This is a genomic window from Chryseobacterium culicis, from assembly GCF_900108365.1.
In the GTDB taxonomy this organism is placed as follows: Bacteria; Bacteroidota; Bacteroidia; order Flavobacteriales; family Weeksellaceae; genus Chryseobacterium; species Chryseobacterium culicis.
Map to the genome: position 1 here is coordinate 245,987 of NZ_FNWQ01000004.1, position 16,861 is coordinate 262,847.

Genomic DNA, 16,861 nt, shown 5'->3' on the forward strand with positions numbered 1-16,861 from the left:
CAAAAATAGAATTTAATCATCTAAAAAAACATGCGTATGAGAAAAAAATCAATTTTAACCATCTGGGCTGTATGCTGCTCAGTTGCATCCGTGTACGCCTCCTCAAGAGGTGACACATACCGGCGGTCCTCTGATGACGGTTTTATATTGGAAAGTCGTCTTCCAGTAACCACTCTCACTTATGATCTGGGTCCCGTAATGTCTATTTCACAAAACCTCAATGAAAAAGGAGCGGTTGTGATGAGCGGGCAGATCAACAAACCTGTTACCACCAGCGATGTTCTGATTTCCGTTAAATATCAGAATGCCTTGGGAGAATGGGTTACTGCGTGGTGCAAAACATTATATGCCAGTAATCTGTATAATGAAAATCTTAATGCTACCTTTGAATTACCAGCTTCTGCAAGCAGCAGCACATATAATTTAAAAGTTGTGCTGAGTTCAGAAACAGATAACTTCTCCGGAATCACATGGAATAAAGCGGTGAGCCATTACAAATTCGGAGATTATGCTGCGGCCACGTGTGAACTGGATGAAAATGAATACACGATACTTTTCACTCCGAAAAAAAGTGGTACAGTATTATTTAATCCTAACGGAAGTGTTTCCGGTGTGAAAGACAGGGTAAAATCACAGCATCTGACAAAGAAATTGGATGATATCGTATTATCTGTTAATGCTAACGGTACGCTCGATACCACTAACCCCAACGCGCCTGTCATCAATATTGAAAACCCTAATAATCTCAGTACCATTGCCAGCTCGCAGAAATACATCTATCAAGGCAGTGACACAAGCCCTTTTGAGTTTTCTTACCATGATCCTGTTTACGTGTTTGCCGGTAAATTTTCAAGTTCCGGCTTCTTTATCAACTTCAGTAACTGGTTTTTACCTCCTGAGGAGGGCGGAGAAGCCTGGGGCAGAGGGTACCTGGATTTTACAAACCCTAATGCTTTAGTGAACAGGTATTACAACCTTTATAATTACATCAACGAGAAACTGACCGACATTATTTCGGATCAGGAGCCTGTAGTTATTGTTGTTAGCAAAATAACAGGTTTCAGGGTCTACAAATCTACCGGACAGTATATCACCGTCAATGCATTAAGCAATTATAATACAGTGAATGATTTCGGTTACCCTCCATTATATGATAAACAGAGAGGCCCCGGATCTGAAAATTTCTTTCTGAGCAATACTCCTAAAGCTTCTTTATATGGTATCGGAGCGATCAGAAACAGAAAAGTATTATCTAACTGGAACGGGCCCATGAGACCGCTTTCGGAGGTAGAGGCGGAAATCAAAAAGTTTATCAAATATGTAGGAGTTTTTGGAAACTCAACAGCATATGATTCTGCAGACTGTTCCAATAACTGTTTTACCATTAATGCAGGAGCACAGCCGGATAATACAATATCTGACTGGACAAAAGCTCCTAACAGCTATATTTTCACAGGGAAAGATAACAGTGGGAATAATGCAGACGGATTGTACATTCCTGTAAAAAAAGCCTACGAAATGTGGAGGAACGGAAATTACATGAAAGGAACTGATGTACCTTCCGGAGTAATTACGGCTGATGTATTGTGGGAAGACACAATGGGACTGATAAAATCTAAGGAAAATTATGCTCTTGATATCATCGGCTCCGGAGAAACTGCCAAAATAAAAGTTCCTGTCAACAAAGTAAAAAAGGGAAATGCAGTAGTAGCTTTTAAAGTAGATGGACAGATTTTCTGGTCCTGGCACGTTTGGGTAACAGACGATCCTACCAATGGCTCCACCTATAAAAGTTACGATGATGTAAAAAGACAATTAAGCAACGGTACTGTAGAAACCATTCCTAATTCTGAATGGGGATGGATGGACAGAAACCTTGGTGCGCTCGGAAATTCTCTTAATGGAGAAGGATGGCACAGAAACGGCGGTCTTTTATACCAATGGGGAAGAAAAGATCCTTTTCCATCTTTAACGTATAGTGATGCTACTTTTTATCAGGTGACAGGAAGTATAGGAAAAGTGATCTATGATGATGCTGTTCCAAGACTGAAATTTACCAATAGTCCTTTCAATGATTATAAAAACTTTAATGACCTGAGATTGTTTGTCAATAAATCAACGGCAAATATTACGGATAACATCAGAGCATCGGTTAAAAATCCATTAAGCCTGATGTATGTGAACGATGACGGTACTACTACTCCATCTACTTATGGCACTGTGAGCGGTGTTCCATACTATTATAACTGGTTTGGGCAGGTCCCTGGTTTGCAGACCAGTGAGCTGAGTAAAGTTAATTTATGGTCGGATAACTCGCAGGGAGTGCAGGCAACAGATATTTCTATTCCGCAGCCCTACAGGGATAAGTCTTCTTATGACCCTTGTCCGAATGGATGGAGATTACCTTCCTTATTGGTAGCATCATCCACAAAAAATATGAGAATGGATTTTACTCCTTTTGGAGCGAAAGTAAACAGCCCGTTATCTGCACTGAATGGTGCTCAGTCCAATATTCCGCCGGGATTGTCGAACTTAAAACCCTATCTGGCTGGGATAAAAGTATATCCGCAATATGGGTTTGACATGACCAATGTAGGGGGTAATAATATCGGAATATTCCCCGGAACAGGATGGATTGGAAGAGGAGCAGCCGGTGACGGAAGATACCACACCAAAGCCACCTTTACAGATCAGCTTGAAACCTATTTATGGACATCTACCATGACAAATTTCGGTGGTTATTCATCAATAGCAAGCGCATTACGATTAATCCCGTCTTCTGACCAGATTGTGAATAATTACAGACCGGATGCAGCCAACTATCCTACTGTATACGGCTTATACAATTATAAACCTGCCGAAGATTATCCAACCAATAATGCACAGGCATGCAGATGTATTAAAGATCCGTTATTTGTAAAAAATAACTATAACTTTGAAACCGCTTTCTTCAGTGAAACTGAAACCTATAAAACAGGATTAGACAATCCTAATACATATATGGCCACAAAATCTACTGCAGATCAGATTATTTCGGTCCCGGTAAGCAAAGCCTTCTCTGTACAAAGCAATTATTTGGGAAATACTCAGATCCTGAATACCACAAGCTTTAATGATTTAAAAGCCAATGTACTTTGGACGGATAATCCTGCTTTGGTAACACAATTAGCCATAGATAATACTTCCTCCAAAGATGCCAATATTAACGTAAAGGTAAACGCGAACCAATCAGGAAACGCTGTTGTTACATTACATAATGGATCAATCAGCAATCCTGTATACTGGAGCTGGCATATCTGGGTAACCAATAATGCCGTAAGCTCTTTTACACATGTAAATGATACCCCGGTTACCACAGATAACTACGTAAATTACACCCAGTATGGAACGATCATGAAAACAGCTGTCATGGATAGAAACTTAGGAGCTGTTGAAGCAATGCCGGGTACTTATAACCCAACTGTTGCAGCACAGGTAAGCCAGCTGAACAGCTCGCAGGGATTACACTACCAGTGGGGAAGAAAAGATCCACTGCCTGTTTTTAATAATATCAACGGATCCAAATACAATATATTTCTTGGTACAACGAATAGCAGCGGTGCCGTAACGTATGCTACCTTTACGGAAGCCAATTATAACTCGAGCAGCATCGTTAATTACAACACCTATAAAAGCAGCATTAACGCAGCAGACAAAATAGATGTAAGAATAGAAAAGATTCTGGGATATTCCGTTGCCAATCCATTAAAGCTCATGATGCCGGTAACTGCATACCCCTATCGCGGAGACAATACACCACACTATACACTGGCTTCAGACTGGCTGTTTGATACCCAATATCAGGGATTATACGATGAAAGATGGGGCTTAGGAGGTAAAAAATCTGTATTTGATCCTTGCCCGAATGGATGGAGAATTCCGGAAGTTCTTGGTAAAGGCACAAACAAAACCTCACCATGGAGCCTTAAAGGCAACCCTGAAACACTCCGAGCCATTGACGGTACAGAAGCAGGGTATTACGGAGCTCCTATCTATAGTGTGACGGCACCTAGTTTCTGGGGCAAAACCGTAGGATATTCATTCACAAACAGTTTGTATAACATAGGAAATTATCCAAAAGCCGTTAGCAGGGGAAGCAGAAGCGTAATGTATGCGGGAGCCATCAATACCACTGTTAGTCCATCGGGAGGAGTATGGTACGCCAATCTGAATGGTGAAATGACGGGAAGAGCTTCTTATATGTATTTTGATATTTACAGCAGAAATAATGTGAAAAATGTTGATATAGATCCTTTCGCTTCTCTAAGCTGCAGATGTGTAAAACAGGAAGATAACGGAACACCGAGAGGTCCGCTTCCAGGAATTCCTGTAACGCCAAACTCAGGAGCTCAGGCCAGAACAGCGTTAAACAAAACTGTTATTGAAGAAAAGGTAAAAGATGACAAGGTAATTCTTTATCCTAATCCGGTAAAAGACATCCTGTATATTGACGCAAAAGATGACAAGGATTATTATTATCAGATTTATAATATGTCCGGGCAGCTGATGAAAGAAGGTAAATTTACCAATAAGCAGACAGATGTTACTTCACTATTAACCGGAGCTTATCTGGTAAGAATTAACAATTCTGAAACGATTGTAAAAATTATTAAAAGATAATTACAATACCACTGCTGAAAAGCAATGATGGCCGGAATTTCTTCCGGCCATTTTTATTTTAAAAAGGCTATAAACTCTTAGAGCTTACGCTTGAAATTTGAGGTATTTATTAAATATATTAAAAAAAAGCTGAAAACTCTTTTTCTTAAATCATTTCTCGCAGTTTTATCAAAATTATTATTAGTCAGTTATTTTTGACTACTTGTGCATATATTTCAATACATTAATTTTGCAAACACAATAAATATAAAACATTAAAACCAAATAAACATACCAATTTAACAACATAAGATGTAAAAAAAATAAAAAACCCAATAAAAAAATACAATTAACGCAATGTAGTTCTGTAATATTTTCACTCTAACTGCAGGTTTAAATAATTGTAATATTTGATTATCTATTTTTTATAAAAACTAATAATTAAAAAACACAAATTCAAAAAAAATTATGCCTAATCTCAATCATAACCACAATACCCTTTTATCACATTACCTTATACTTTGCTACTTCATTGCAGCAACATCATAAAAAGGAACAATTGTAATAAGCAGTCGATTTCAAAAATCTGTTACTTCAATATTATCTGATTTTCCTTACGTTTTATTTACAAAATGTGAATCTTATTAATTCCACTCTCCTATTACCCTGATTATAAAACATAAAATTTGAATAATAGTAATTCAACTAAATAAACCCTAAAAAACATGTGTATGAGAAAAACATTAATCCCATCAATTTGGGCTGTATTATGCCCAGGTGCAATCGTCAACGCTTCCGCACGAGGCGACACAAATCTACCACACCATATAGTTATCAAACAATTATTAAAACAAAAGAAAATTAATTAATGAAGAAAAAACTACTAAAGATTTTTATCTTTTTATTTTTTACGTCATGGTTTACAGCCTTTGCACAAAGCAATATCTGTTTCAACCGCTTACATAGTGGTTTTGCAGAAATCATGATCCCCGTAAATGAATGGCAAGGAAATTCTGTAATATTAACGGCTTATAGAACTACAGGAGCTTTTGCATTATCTCCTGTTACATTAAATACAACAGATCTGCCAAAAGTTACAGCCGCCAACGGAACACAATATTATTATATTAAACGTACCTCTGGATATCCCACAGAAGATCTTGTTTTTGAAGTAAGTAGTCCATTAGATTCCACTGTATCCCATGCTTTACCAGCTTTACCACAAAGCCAATGGAATACAGCAGGAACAGCTGATGCCTGTGGAGTAGCTAAAGCTGACGCCTGTTTCACTCGTCTGCATAATGGTTTCGCCGAAATTATGATTCCCATTAGTCAATGGAATGGAAATACTGTAATAGTTACAGCTTATAGAACTACAGGAGGATTTGCATTATCTCCTGTTACATTAAATACAGCAGACCTGCCAAAGGTTATCGCTGCCAACGGAACACAATATTATTATATTAAACGTACTTCCGGATATCCCACAGAAGATCTTGTTTTTGAAGTAAGCAGCCCATCAGATGCCGCCGTATCCTACACCCTGCCGGCTCTGCCACAAAATCAATGGAATACAGCAGGAACAGCTGATGCATGTGGAGTTTCTAAGGCTGATGCATGTTTCAATCGTCTGCATAATGGTTTTGCTGAAATTTTAATCCCTGTAAATCAATGGCATGGAAACACTGTAATAATTACAGCTTATAGAATTACCGGAGAATTTGCATTATCTCCAGTTACATTAAATACAGCAGATCTGCCAAAAGTTACAGCTTCCAACGGAACACAGTATTATTATATTAAACGTACTTCAGGATATGCCGCAGAAGATCTTACTTTTGAGGCTAGTAGCCCATTGGATGCTGCAGTATCTTATACCTTACCGGTTTTACCACAAAGTGAATGGAATGATTTTACACTTCAAAATGCCTGTATAAATAAAGCCAGCGGAGTATGTATAAACCGCAACGGACTTAGCTATACCATATACATTCCTAAAAATAACTGGAATGGAACCGATGCTCAGATTAAATTATACCTTACAAATGGTACGTTATTATATAACCAGGCCTTCACTAATCCTGCAACTGAAATTTACAATGGCATGTTATGCTATAAAATACAGGTAAACTACAATGCATATACCAATGAAAATATTATTGTTGAAGCCTCCAGCTTAAGTAACGGAGCATTACATATGCTACTAAGCCCTATACAAACGTTATGTAATGGCAATGCCTGTACAAATGTAACAACCCCGACATTTATACAAATACCAGCTATTTATCCAGATGGAACATTTAATTTGCCAACTACCTCAAATGAAGGAATTACCGGCACATGGTCACCGGCTCCAAATAATCAGGCAACTACAACTTATACATTTACTCCGGATATAGGACAATGTGCAGAAAGTACAACACTAACAGTAGAAGTTAAAGCCCTTGAATGGGCCAAAGCTCCCAACAGTTATATCTTCACAGGTAAAGACAAAGAAGGCAATGATGTAGATGGATTATATATTCCTGTGAAAAAAGCCTACGAAATGTGGCGAAACGGAAATTACATGAAAGGATCCGAAATACCTTCCGGAACAGTAACCGCTGATGTATTATGGGAAGACAATATGGGACTGATAAAATCTAAAGAAAATTATACTTTGGATATTATAGGCTCAGGTGAAGATGCAAAAATAAAAGTACCCGTAAACAAAGTTAAAGAAGGAAATGCAGTTGTTGCTTATAAAGTAAATGGGGAAATTTTCTGGTCATGGCACGTTTGGGTAACAGATGATCCTACCAACGGTTCTACTTATAAAAGCTATGATGATGTAAAAAGACAGCTAAGCGATGGTACTGTTGAAAATATTCCTAATGCTGAGTGGGGATGGATGGACAGAAACCTTGGTGCATTGGGGAATTCTCTTAATGGAGACGGATGGAATAAAAACGGTGGACTTATGTACCAGTGGGGTAGAAAAGATCCTTTTCCACCATTAACCAATACTGATGCTAGTTTTTATCAGATAACCGGAAGCTTAGGAAAGATTGTTCATGATGATGCAATATCTAGATTACAATTTAGCAATAGCCCTTTTAATGATTATAAAAACTTTAGTGCTTTAATACTATTTATCAATAAATCAACAGCAAACATAACAGACAATATTAGAACGTCTGTAAAAAAGCCTTTAAGCTTAATATATGTCAGCGATGACGGAACAAGTAATCTATCTATATACGGAACAGATAGTAATGTTCCATACTACTATAACTGGTTTGGCCAGGTACCCGGATTGCAAACTAAAGAGTTAAGTAAAGTTAACCTATGGTCGGATAACTCCCAAGGAGTACTGGCAACAACAGATATTTCAACTCCCCAGCCATATAGAAATAAATCTTCTTATGATCCTTGCCCTAATGGATGGAGACTACCTTCAGCATTAGTGGCCTCATCAACCAAAAATGTAAGAATGGATTTTACTCCATTTGGTCCCAAAATAAATAAATCTTTAAATGATTTAAATGGAGTTCAATCCAATATTCCGCCAGGATTATCAAATTTAAAACCTTATCTGGCCGGCATAAAAGTATATCCCCAGTACGGTTTTGATATGACCAATGTAGGAGGTAACAATATCGGAATATTCCCAGGAACAGGATGGATTGGAAGAGGATCTGATGACAGATATCATCCTAAAGCGGCATATACAGACCAACTTGAAACTTATCTTTGGACATCAACAATGACCAGCTTTGCTGGATATTCGTCAATAGCAAGTGCATTAAGATTAATTCCGTCTTCTGATCAGGTAATAAATAATTATAAACCGGATCCTACAAATTATCCGAATGTTTATGGCTGGTACAGTTATAAACCATCTGATGACTATCCAACCAATAATGCTCATGCCTGCAGATGTATTAAAGATCCGTTATTTGTAAAAAATAACTACAACTTTGAAACTACTTTCTTCAGCGAAACTGAAACCTATAAAACAGGATTAGATAATCCTAATACTTATATGGTTACAAAATCAGCCGCAGATCAGATAGTTCCAATACCTGTCAGTAAAGCTTTCTCTGTACAGAGTAACTATTTAGGAAATACTCAAATTCTGAATACAACAAGCTTCAATGATTTAAAAGCCAATGTACTTTGGACAGATAACCCTGCTTTGGTAACACAATTAACTATAGATAATCCATCTTCCAAAGATGCAAACATCAATGTAAAAGTAAATGCCAACCAATCCGGTAATGCTGTTGTTACTTTGCATAATGGTTCAATAAGCAATCCTGTATACTGGAGCTGGCATATCTGGGTAAGCAATACATCCGTAAATTCTTTTACCTATGTAAATGACACTCCTATTGCCACCGATAATTACGTCAATTATACTCAATATGGAAATATTCTGAAAACAACAATTATGGACCGCAACTTAGGAGCTATTGAGGCAATGGCAAATTATTATAGCCCAGATGTTCCCGAACAGGTAACAAGGCTTAACAACTCACAGGGATTAAATTACCAGTGGGGCAGAAAAGACCCATTACCTATATTTAACAATATAAGCGGTTCTAAATATAACATTTTCCTGGGTACTACTAATAATGGGGTTGTAACATATACTAACTTTACAGAAGCAAACTATAACTCAAGCAATATAGTGAATTATGACACCTATAAAAGCAGTATTAATGCGGCCGATAAGATAGATGTGAGAATAGAAAAAATTCTGGGATATTCTGTGGCAAACCCATTAAAGTTTATGATGCCAACTGTTATGTATCCAAAACGTGGAACTGATTCAAAAGGAAATGATATAAATTATTATAACCTTGCATCAGATTGGTTGTTTGATACTCAATATCATAATTTATATGATGAAAGATGGGGAGTAGGTAATAAAAAATCCGTATTTGATCCTTGCCCGAATGGATGGAGAATTCCTGAAATTCTTGGTAATGGTACCAATAAAACCACTCCATGGAGCCTTAAGAGCAATCCTGAAGAATTATCAGGTACCGGTAATTCTGAAGCAGGTTACTATGGAGGCAATATTAGCAGTTGGAGACCTGGAGATACAACATATTCCGGCAAAATAGTAGGATATATTTTCAGTAATAGTGTGTATAATGTAGGCAATTATCCTAAAAGCCCCAGCAGAGGCAGTAGAAGCGTAAAGTTTCCCCCATATCCTACACTAAATGCCAATTTTAGCCTAACGGCTGGAGGAAATTGGTATGCCAATTTAAATGGTGAAATGACAGGAAGAGGAACCTATATGTATTTTGATGATAAATTTAGGATTAATGTAAAAAATGTAGACGTAGACCCTTATGCAGCTCTCAACTGCAGATGCGTGAAACAGGAAGATAACGGTACTCCGAGAGGTCCGCTGCCAGGAATTCCTGTAACGCCAAACTCAGGAGCTCAGGCCAAAACAGCGTTAAACAAAACTGTTATTGAAGAAAAGGTAAAAGATGACAAGGTAGTTCTTTACCCTAATCCGGTAAAAGACATCCTGTATATTGATGCAAAAGATGACAAGGATTATTATTATCAAATCTATAATATGTCCGGACTGTTGATGAAAGAAGGTAAATTTACCAATAAACAAACAGATGTTACTTCACTATTAACCGGAGCTTATCTGGTAAGAATTAACAATTCTGAAACGATTGTAAAAATTATTAAAAAATAATTACAATACCGCTGCTGAAAAGCAATGATGGCCGGAATTTCTTCCGGCCATTTTTATTTTAAATCATTTTAATGTTATATCACTGATAGAAACAGATAGATTTACACACGCTTAGAAAGAATCAATCTCATTGATTCTTTCTTTGCTTTCTTAATAATTTAACAGCAGAAACTAAGACCTTTGTGTTAAATTGAAATAGCTATATTTAAACATTTGATGCTTCCTATTTTGCATCTAAGCTTTATCAAAAGTCTATAAACAAAAAAAGTCTTCTATTTCTAGAAGACTTTTTGCGATCCGGACGGGACTCGAACCCGCGACCTCCGCCGTGACAGGGCGGCATTCTAACCAGCTGAACTACCGGATCAATTTTTTTAAAGAAATTGAGAAAACTTCTGCGATCCGGACGGGACTCGAACCCGCGACCTCCGCCGTGACAGGGCGGCATTCTAACCAGCTGAACTACCGGATCAATTTTTTTAAAAGAAATTGAGAAAACTTCTGCGATCCGGACGGGACTCGAACCCGCGACCTCCGCCGTGACAGGGCGGCATTCTAACCAGCTGAACTACCGGATCAATTTTTTTAAAAGAAATTGAGAAAACTTCTGCGATCCGGACGGGACTCGAACCCGCGACCTCCGCCGTGACAGGGCGGCATTCTAACCAGCTGAACTACCGGATCAATTTTTTAAAAGAAATTGAGAAAACTTCTGCGATCCGGACGGGACTCGAACCCGCGACCTCCGCCGTGACAGGGCGGCATTCTAACCAACTGAACTACCGGATCAAATTATTAAAGAACTTCGTTTCTTTTTCGTGGTTGCAAAATTACACCTTTTTTCCTTACCTGCAAATTATTTTCAAAAAAAATGCCTCCCAATCATGGAAGGCATTCATTACCAAAGTTGTTTTTTTATAAGTGAGCGCTTAATTTTTCAGCAATAACTTCTTTTGGAGCTACCCCTACTAATTTATCCACTACTTCCCCGTTCTTAAAAATAAGAACTGTAGGAATATTTCTGATACCATACTGCATAGAGATCTCCTGGTTGTTGTCTACATCTACCTTTCCTACTACTGCTTTACCTTCAAAATCTGATGCTACTTCTTCGATGATTGGTCCTAACGTTCTGCAAGGTCCGCACCATACTGCCCAGAAGTCTACTAATACCGGTTTATCTGATTTCAAAACCGTATCCTGAAATGAGCTGTCTGTAATTTCTAAAGCCATTTTGTTTCTTTTATTTTAATTAATATTATTTTCTTTTAATCCTTTATCGGATGTTCAAAATTACGATTTTTAAAGCATAAGACTATCTATGCTCAACATTAGTTTTTTCTATAGTGTAATCACTTGAAATTTCTTTCAAAGCATTCACTAATGAATCAATCTCTGCTTTTGTTGTCATATGACTGAATGAGATACGTAATGGCGTACAGTGATCCATATCATCTTCGGAAAGCACCATCATCATCACCATGGAAGGTTTTGAAGCTCCTGAAGAGCATGCGCTCCCCTGCGAGATGGCAATTCCTTTCATATCCAGCTGAAGTCCTATCAATGGGTTTTTGTAAGGTAATAGGGCGCTTAAAACAGTATATAAACTGCTATCCTGCTCAGCACTTCTTCCGTTGAATTTAATTCCTTCAATTTCAGCTGACAGTCTTTCGATCGCGTAATTTTTAATATCCTGCATATGGTTTGTGTATTCATCCATATGATTCAGAGAAAGTTCTAATGCTTTACCTAATCCTACGATACCACACACATTTTCGGTTCCGGCTCTGAGGCTTCTTTCCTGAGGACCTCCGGTGATAATTCCTTTTAAGCCTGTTGCCTTTCTGATAAACGCAAATCCGGCTCCTTTAGGCCCATGAAACTTGTGGGCACTGCATGAGGCAAAGTCTACAGGGATATCAGAGAAATCAAGGTTCATATGCGCCATGGTCTGTACAGTATCCGAGTGGAAAAGCGCATTGTGCTCTTTGCATAGCTGGGCAACTTTTTTAAGATCAATAATATTTCCGATCTCGTTGTTGGCATGCATTAAGCTTACCAGTGTTTTTTTATCTGAAGCTTTAAGGAACTCTTCCAGTTTTGTAAGATCAATATCTCCTTTTTCATTCGGGCGGATATAGTTTACTTCCACTCCTTTTCTGCTTTTCATATCCAGAATACTTTCAGAAACACATTTATGTTCCAGAGGAGAGCTGATGATTCTTTCTACTCCAAGATGTTCTACCGAGGATTTGATGATCATATTGTTGGATTCTGTTCCGCAGGAAGTGAAAATGATTTCAGCGGGAGTTACATGAAGATAGTCTGCAACCTGTCTTCTTACATTTTCAATAAGGATTTTTGCTTCCTGGCCAAAGCTGTGCGTTGAAGACGGGTTTCCGAAATTCATCTTCATGGTACCCACCATTGCATCTATTACTTCTTCTGCAAGCGGAGTGGTTGCGGCATTATCTAAATATACTTTATCCATTATTATTTTGAATATTTTAATTCTACAGAGGTAAACTGGTAACTGGCGGGAACAGTGAAAATAATCCAGGGGTTAGACATCACCTGAATTTCCATTCCACCGGATGGTTCTCCGGCAGGAACTTCTACATAAAGAATCTGATTCTTTACAGATGCATTTTTGATTTCATCAATTTTATGACTTCCGGATCTGAAAGTTCCCAAATTATATAAAACGACTTTTTTATTTTTCGGAAATGAAGGATATTTGATGTAAGATTCTTTATCAAGGTCTACCACACCAAAACTTCCTCTGATTCTATTTCGAAAATCTTTTTCGTCTTTAATGATTGTAAAGCCGGGCGTCTCTGCTCCTCCCTGAGATTCAGAGACAAGAAGTTCAGCGTTTTCCTGCACAGCAGAAGACTTCTGGGATGAAGTGCTTGCACAGCTCATGAAGATTACCGCACATGCAATTAACAGGCTTTTCATTTTTTACAATTTTATCTCCCAAAATTAGTGAAAAAATTGATAATGTCCTTCATTTGCCCATTTCAACATTGGCCGATCTCCTGAAGTATCGCCAAAAGCAATAATTTTATCGTATTTGGAATCGTGGATTTCTTCTTGAATCCTTATTAATTTTTCTTTTCCGTTGCAGTTTTTTCCTACGAAGTTTCCTGTGAAAACTCCGTTCTTAAACTCGGCCCGCGTAGAAACAAGCTCCATTTTAAGTGCCTGAGCAAATGGCTTTACCCATATATCCAGGGAAGCGGTAACCAATAAACTTTGTGTATTGTTATGATCTATATTATTAATAAAGTCGAGTGCATTTTCGCGCACAATTTTAGGATAATGCTGTTCAAAAAACTGTTTAGACTTCTGTTCTATTTTTTCCTGGCTCTGTCCTTTCAAAATAGAGCCGATAAAACTTTTTTTCACCTTTTCGGTTTCTGCGAGCTTCAGCTTGAGCAGAATAAATAGCGGAACATGTCTCAAAAATTGTATACGGTATTTTGTAGAATCGTAGAATTTGAGATACATAAACATAGTATCCTTATACGTCAGGGTTCCGTCAAAATCAAAACAATACAATTTTTTCATTTTTTTAAAGCTTTAATTTTTTAAATATAAATTCAGGGATATTCCTGATAATCATCATGATAATACTCCAAACCGGCAAAACATATGCCACATTTTTCTCCTTTTTAAAGGCTTTGTAAATACATGCTGCAGCCTGTTTCGGAGTAGCGGTTAACTTCGGATTTAAAGGCAGTCCTTCGGTCATTTTGGTTGCCATAAACCCTGGTTTTACCGTAAGAATATGTACTTTTTTATCAAAAAGATAGTTTCTCAAACCGCTCAGATAGGCTGTGAAAGCAGCTTTTGCACTTCCATAGATAAAGTTACTCTGTCTTCCTCTGTCTCCTGCTACTGATGAAAGCCCGATAATTGTTCCTGACCTTCTGCTTTCAAATTTATGAGCAAAATAATTCATCACAGGAACCAGCTTTGAATAATTAATACTTATAATACGTTCCGTATTTTTATTGTCATATAATCCTTCCTCGGTTCCTTCTCCTAAATATCCTACGGCACAAAATAATACATTTGAATTGATATTTTCAAATCTGTTGTAATCAATTTCTTTAGTCAGATCCAGTTCAATCACTTCTGCCTGCTGCAGAAACTTTACATCAATATGTCTTGCAAACCGTTCTGTAGTTTCTTTGTTTGAGGTAAAAAGGTAAATTTTTTCAAATTTTTCTCCTTCCTGAAGTGCCTTTTCCACAAAAGCCTGTGCCACTTCAGATGTGCTTCCCAGAACTATCATTATGAATTATTATTTATGATTCTTTTGTGCTGTAAAGACACAAATTTAGGATTTTGAATATTTTTAAGGTAATTGGTAAGCGATGATCTGCTCATGCTGTCTTTGGTAAGATAAATTCTTCCTCCGAATTCCTGAACGATGGCATCAAGCTGATCTACCAGACTTTTAAGTTTGGAATTCACCTTAAAATCCAGCGCAAGCGTATAGCCTTCCACCGGGAAAGAGTTGTAAGCAGCCGTATTGTTCTTTCCAAAAAGTTTAAGAACAGCCAGAAAAGATCCGTTTCCGCTGTTTGCAATCGTTTCAAGGATTCTTTTCATCCCTTCTTTTCCTGTTTCCTTAGGAATTACCATCTGATACTGTATAAATCCTGATTTTCCGTAGATTTTATTCCAGTCATTAATCGCATCCAAAGGATAGAAAAACGTTTCGTAGTCGATAAAGTTTTTCACCTCTTTTTTGGATTGCTTTTTATAATACAGCCAGTTGAATATTTTAACTGTCAGTGCATTCAATACAAATCCGGGAAAATAAAACGGAACTGTAGGAGAGAACTTTTTTTTCAGTCTTAGAGGAGTTTTTGCAAAATTCTGTGGCAGCTCGTGCTGAAAAGCATGTTCTCCTCTCATCAGGATACTTCTTCCGATGTTATTTCCTTTCTGAAGACAGTCAATCCATGCAACGGTATAGGTCCAGCTTTCACTTTCGTCAAAGAGTTTAAAAATTTCATCCAGATTTTCTGCTTTAATGCTTTCCTGACGGATGTATGCGGATTCTATATTTTTAAGCTTAAATTTTGCCGTAAGAATGATTCCTGTAAGTCCCATTCCACCAATAGTAGCCCAGAATTTTTCAGCATTTTCTTCTCTGGAACAGGTAATAATTTCTCCGTTTTCCGTCATCAGCTTAAATTCGATGACATATTCGGAAAAGCATCCTTCTGCATGATGGTTTTTACCGTGTACATCGGAAGCTATAGCGCCTCCTATGGATACAAATTTTGTCCCTGGAGTAACATACAGGAAATATCCCTGCGGAACTGAAATTTCCAGCACTTCAGAAAGAAGCACTCCGGCTTCGCATTCCATTACTCCGTTTAAGCGGTCAAAATTGATGAATTTATTTAATTTTTTTGTCGAAAATATAGATTCTCCCAATGAAGCATCTCCATAGCATCTTCCGTTTCCCCTTGCGATTACTTCATTATGATTGAGTACAAATTCTTTTATTTTTTTGAAATTGTCCTCAGATCTCATTTCTTTCTCCACTACCGGGAAATTACCCCAGTTTGTAACTTTCTGTGTGAAATTAGGTTTCATTTCTTAAAATAAATTTGAATTAAAAATGCAACTACCCAAAGTAAAAGGGTCACCTGAATATAGCGGTCTCTGTAAACAATCTTAGTAGGAGATTCCGTTCTGTTGTACACCAATGTCTGCTGAAGATATCTCAATAAGGCAAAAACTACAAAAATAACGGTGTAAAATACTCTTGCGTGGAATCTTTCCTGAACTTCCGGTGAAAGGGTAAACATGAGATAACAGATTATAGCCAGTGTGATGGAGATAGATAATGCGATATCCGCAAACTGAACGTTATACCCGTCCAATGCTTTTCTGGTCTTCCCGGAAACCTGTGCATTGATAAGTTCTCCTCTTCTTTTTCCGATGGCCAGCACAAGAGCCAGTACAAAGGTCAGGAGAATAGCCCATTGTGAAATGCTGATCCCTGTTATATAGCCTCCTGCCAGAACTCTCAGAACAAATCCTATTGCAATAATAAAAATATCAATGATGGGAACATGTTTTAGCCTGAAGGTATAGGCAAGATTCATCACCACATAAAATCCTATAATGGTTGCAAATTTCCAAAGATACTCGTGGAAATAAAGTTGGGAGAAAAATACAAGTGCGATATCCGTGATGACTAATCCGATAAGGATTCCTATAGCGGTTGATTTTGAAATGGCTCCGCTAGCCAGAGGTCTTCTTCTTTTTTCAGGATGTTTCCTGTCTGCTTCAATATCGTTATAATCATTCAGAATATACACAACGCTTGCGGCAAGTGAAAATATGATGAATGCAAAAATGCTTTTCACAAGTAAATCCACATTGGTAATATTACCTGAAAAAAACAGGGGGACAAATACAAACAGGTTTTTCACCCATTGCTCCACACGGAGCAGTTTTAAATATTTCTTCATTTATGTT

At 37.6% G+C, this 16,861-nt stretch carries 9 protein-coding genes and 5 tRNA genes; 2 read left to right on the forward strand and 12 right to left on the reverse strand.

The annotated features are described in order from the left end of the window. The first annotated feature begins 36 nt into the window (after positions 1–36). Together BLW74_RS16165 and BLW74_RS16170 are read left to right on the forward strand one after the other, a co-directional pair. Positions 37–4,659, forward strand: a complete 4,623-nt coding sequence (locus tag BLW74_RS16165) for a T9SS type A sorting domain-containing protein (RefSeq protein WP_167358451.1) — start codon at positions 37–39, stop codon at positions 4,657–4,659. A gap of 847 nt (positions 4,660–5,506) precedes the next feature. Next, the gene (locus tag BLW74_RS16170; protein ID WP_139265757.1) at positions 5,507–10,348 is read left to right on the forward strand and encodes a T9SS type A sorting domain-containing protein; all 4,842 of its coding nucleotides are present in this window, start codon (positions 5,507–5,509) and stop codon (positions 10,346–10,348) included. Positions 10,349–10,641: 293 nt separating this feature from the next. Here the strand turns inward: BLW74_RS16170 and BLW74_RS16175 are convergent. From BLW74_RS16175 to BLW74_RS16230, 12 genes are all read right to left on the reverse strand, one after another. After that, positions 10,642–10,715: transfer RNA gene (locus BLW74_RS16175), tRNA-Asp, on the reverse strand. Between the two features lie 31 nt (positions 10,716–10,746). Then, a tRNA-Asp gene (locus BLW74_RS16180) sits at positions 10,747–10,820 on the reverse strand. 32 nt (positions 10,821–10,852) lie between these two features. Continuing rightward, a tRNA-Asp gene (locus tag BLW74_RS16185) sits at positions 10,853–10,926 on the reverse strand. Positions 10,927–10,958: 32 nt separating this feature from the next. After that, positions 10,959–11,032: transfer RNA gene (locus tag BLW74_RS16190), tRNA-Asp, on the reverse strand. 31 nt (positions 11,033–11,063) lie between these two features. Next, positions 11,064–11,137: transfer RNA gene (locus BLW74_RS16195), tRNA-Asp, on the reverse strand. 126 nt (positions 11,138–11,263) lie between these two features. Further along, positions 11,264–11,581, reverse strand: a complete 318-nt coding sequence (trxA, locus tag BLW74_RS16200; protein WP_027374941.1) for a thioredoxin — start codon at positions 11,579–11,581, stop codon at positions 11,264–11,266. Positions 11,582–11,663: 82 nt separating this feature from the next. Next, positions 11,664–12,839, reverse strand: a complete 1,176-nt coding sequence (locus BLW74_RS16205) for a cysteine desulfurase family protein (protein ID WP_089693980.1) — start codon at positions 12,837–12,839, stop codon at positions 11,664–11,666. A gap of 2 nt (positions 12,840–12,841) precedes the next feature. Beyond that, positions 12,842–13,309 (reverse strand): hypothetical protein, encoded by a 468-nt coding sequence (locus tag BLW74_RS16210; protein ID WP_089693981.1) that lies wholly within the window; start codon positions 13,307–13,309, stop codon positions 12,842–12,844. 24 nt (positions 13,310–13,333) lie between these two features. Then, on the reverse strand, positions 13,334–13,921 hold the full coding sequence (locus tag BLW74_RS16215) for an HAD family hydrolase (RefSeq protein WP_089693983.1): 588 nt from the start codon (positions 13,919–13,921) through the stop codon (positions 13,334–13,336). Between the two features lie 4 nt (positions 13,922–13,925). Continuing rightward, on the reverse strand, positions 13,926–14,651 hold the full coding sequence (locus BLW74_RS16220) for an SDR family NAD(P)-dependent oxidoreductase (RefSeq protein WP_089693985.1): 726 nt from the start codon (positions 14,649–14,651) through the stop codon (positions 13,926–13,928). Beyond that, positions 14,651–15,970, reverse strand: a complete 1,320-nt coding sequence (locus BLW74_RS16225; RefSeq protein WP_089693987.1) for an FAD-binding oxidoreductase — start codon at positions 15,968–15,970, stop codon at positions 14,651–14,653. The genes BLW74_RS16220 and BLW74_RS16225 overlap by 1 nt, the downstream gene beginning before the upstream one ends. Further along, entirely contained in the window at positions 15,967–16,854 is an 888-nt protein-coding gene (locus tag BLW74_RS16230) for a decaprenyl-phosphate phosphoribosyltransferase (RefSeq protein ID WP_089693989.1), read from the reverse strand. The genes BLW74_RS16225 and BLW74_RS16230 overlap by 4 nt, the downstream gene beginning before the upstream one ends. Positions 16,855–16,861 lie beyond the last annotated feature (7 nt).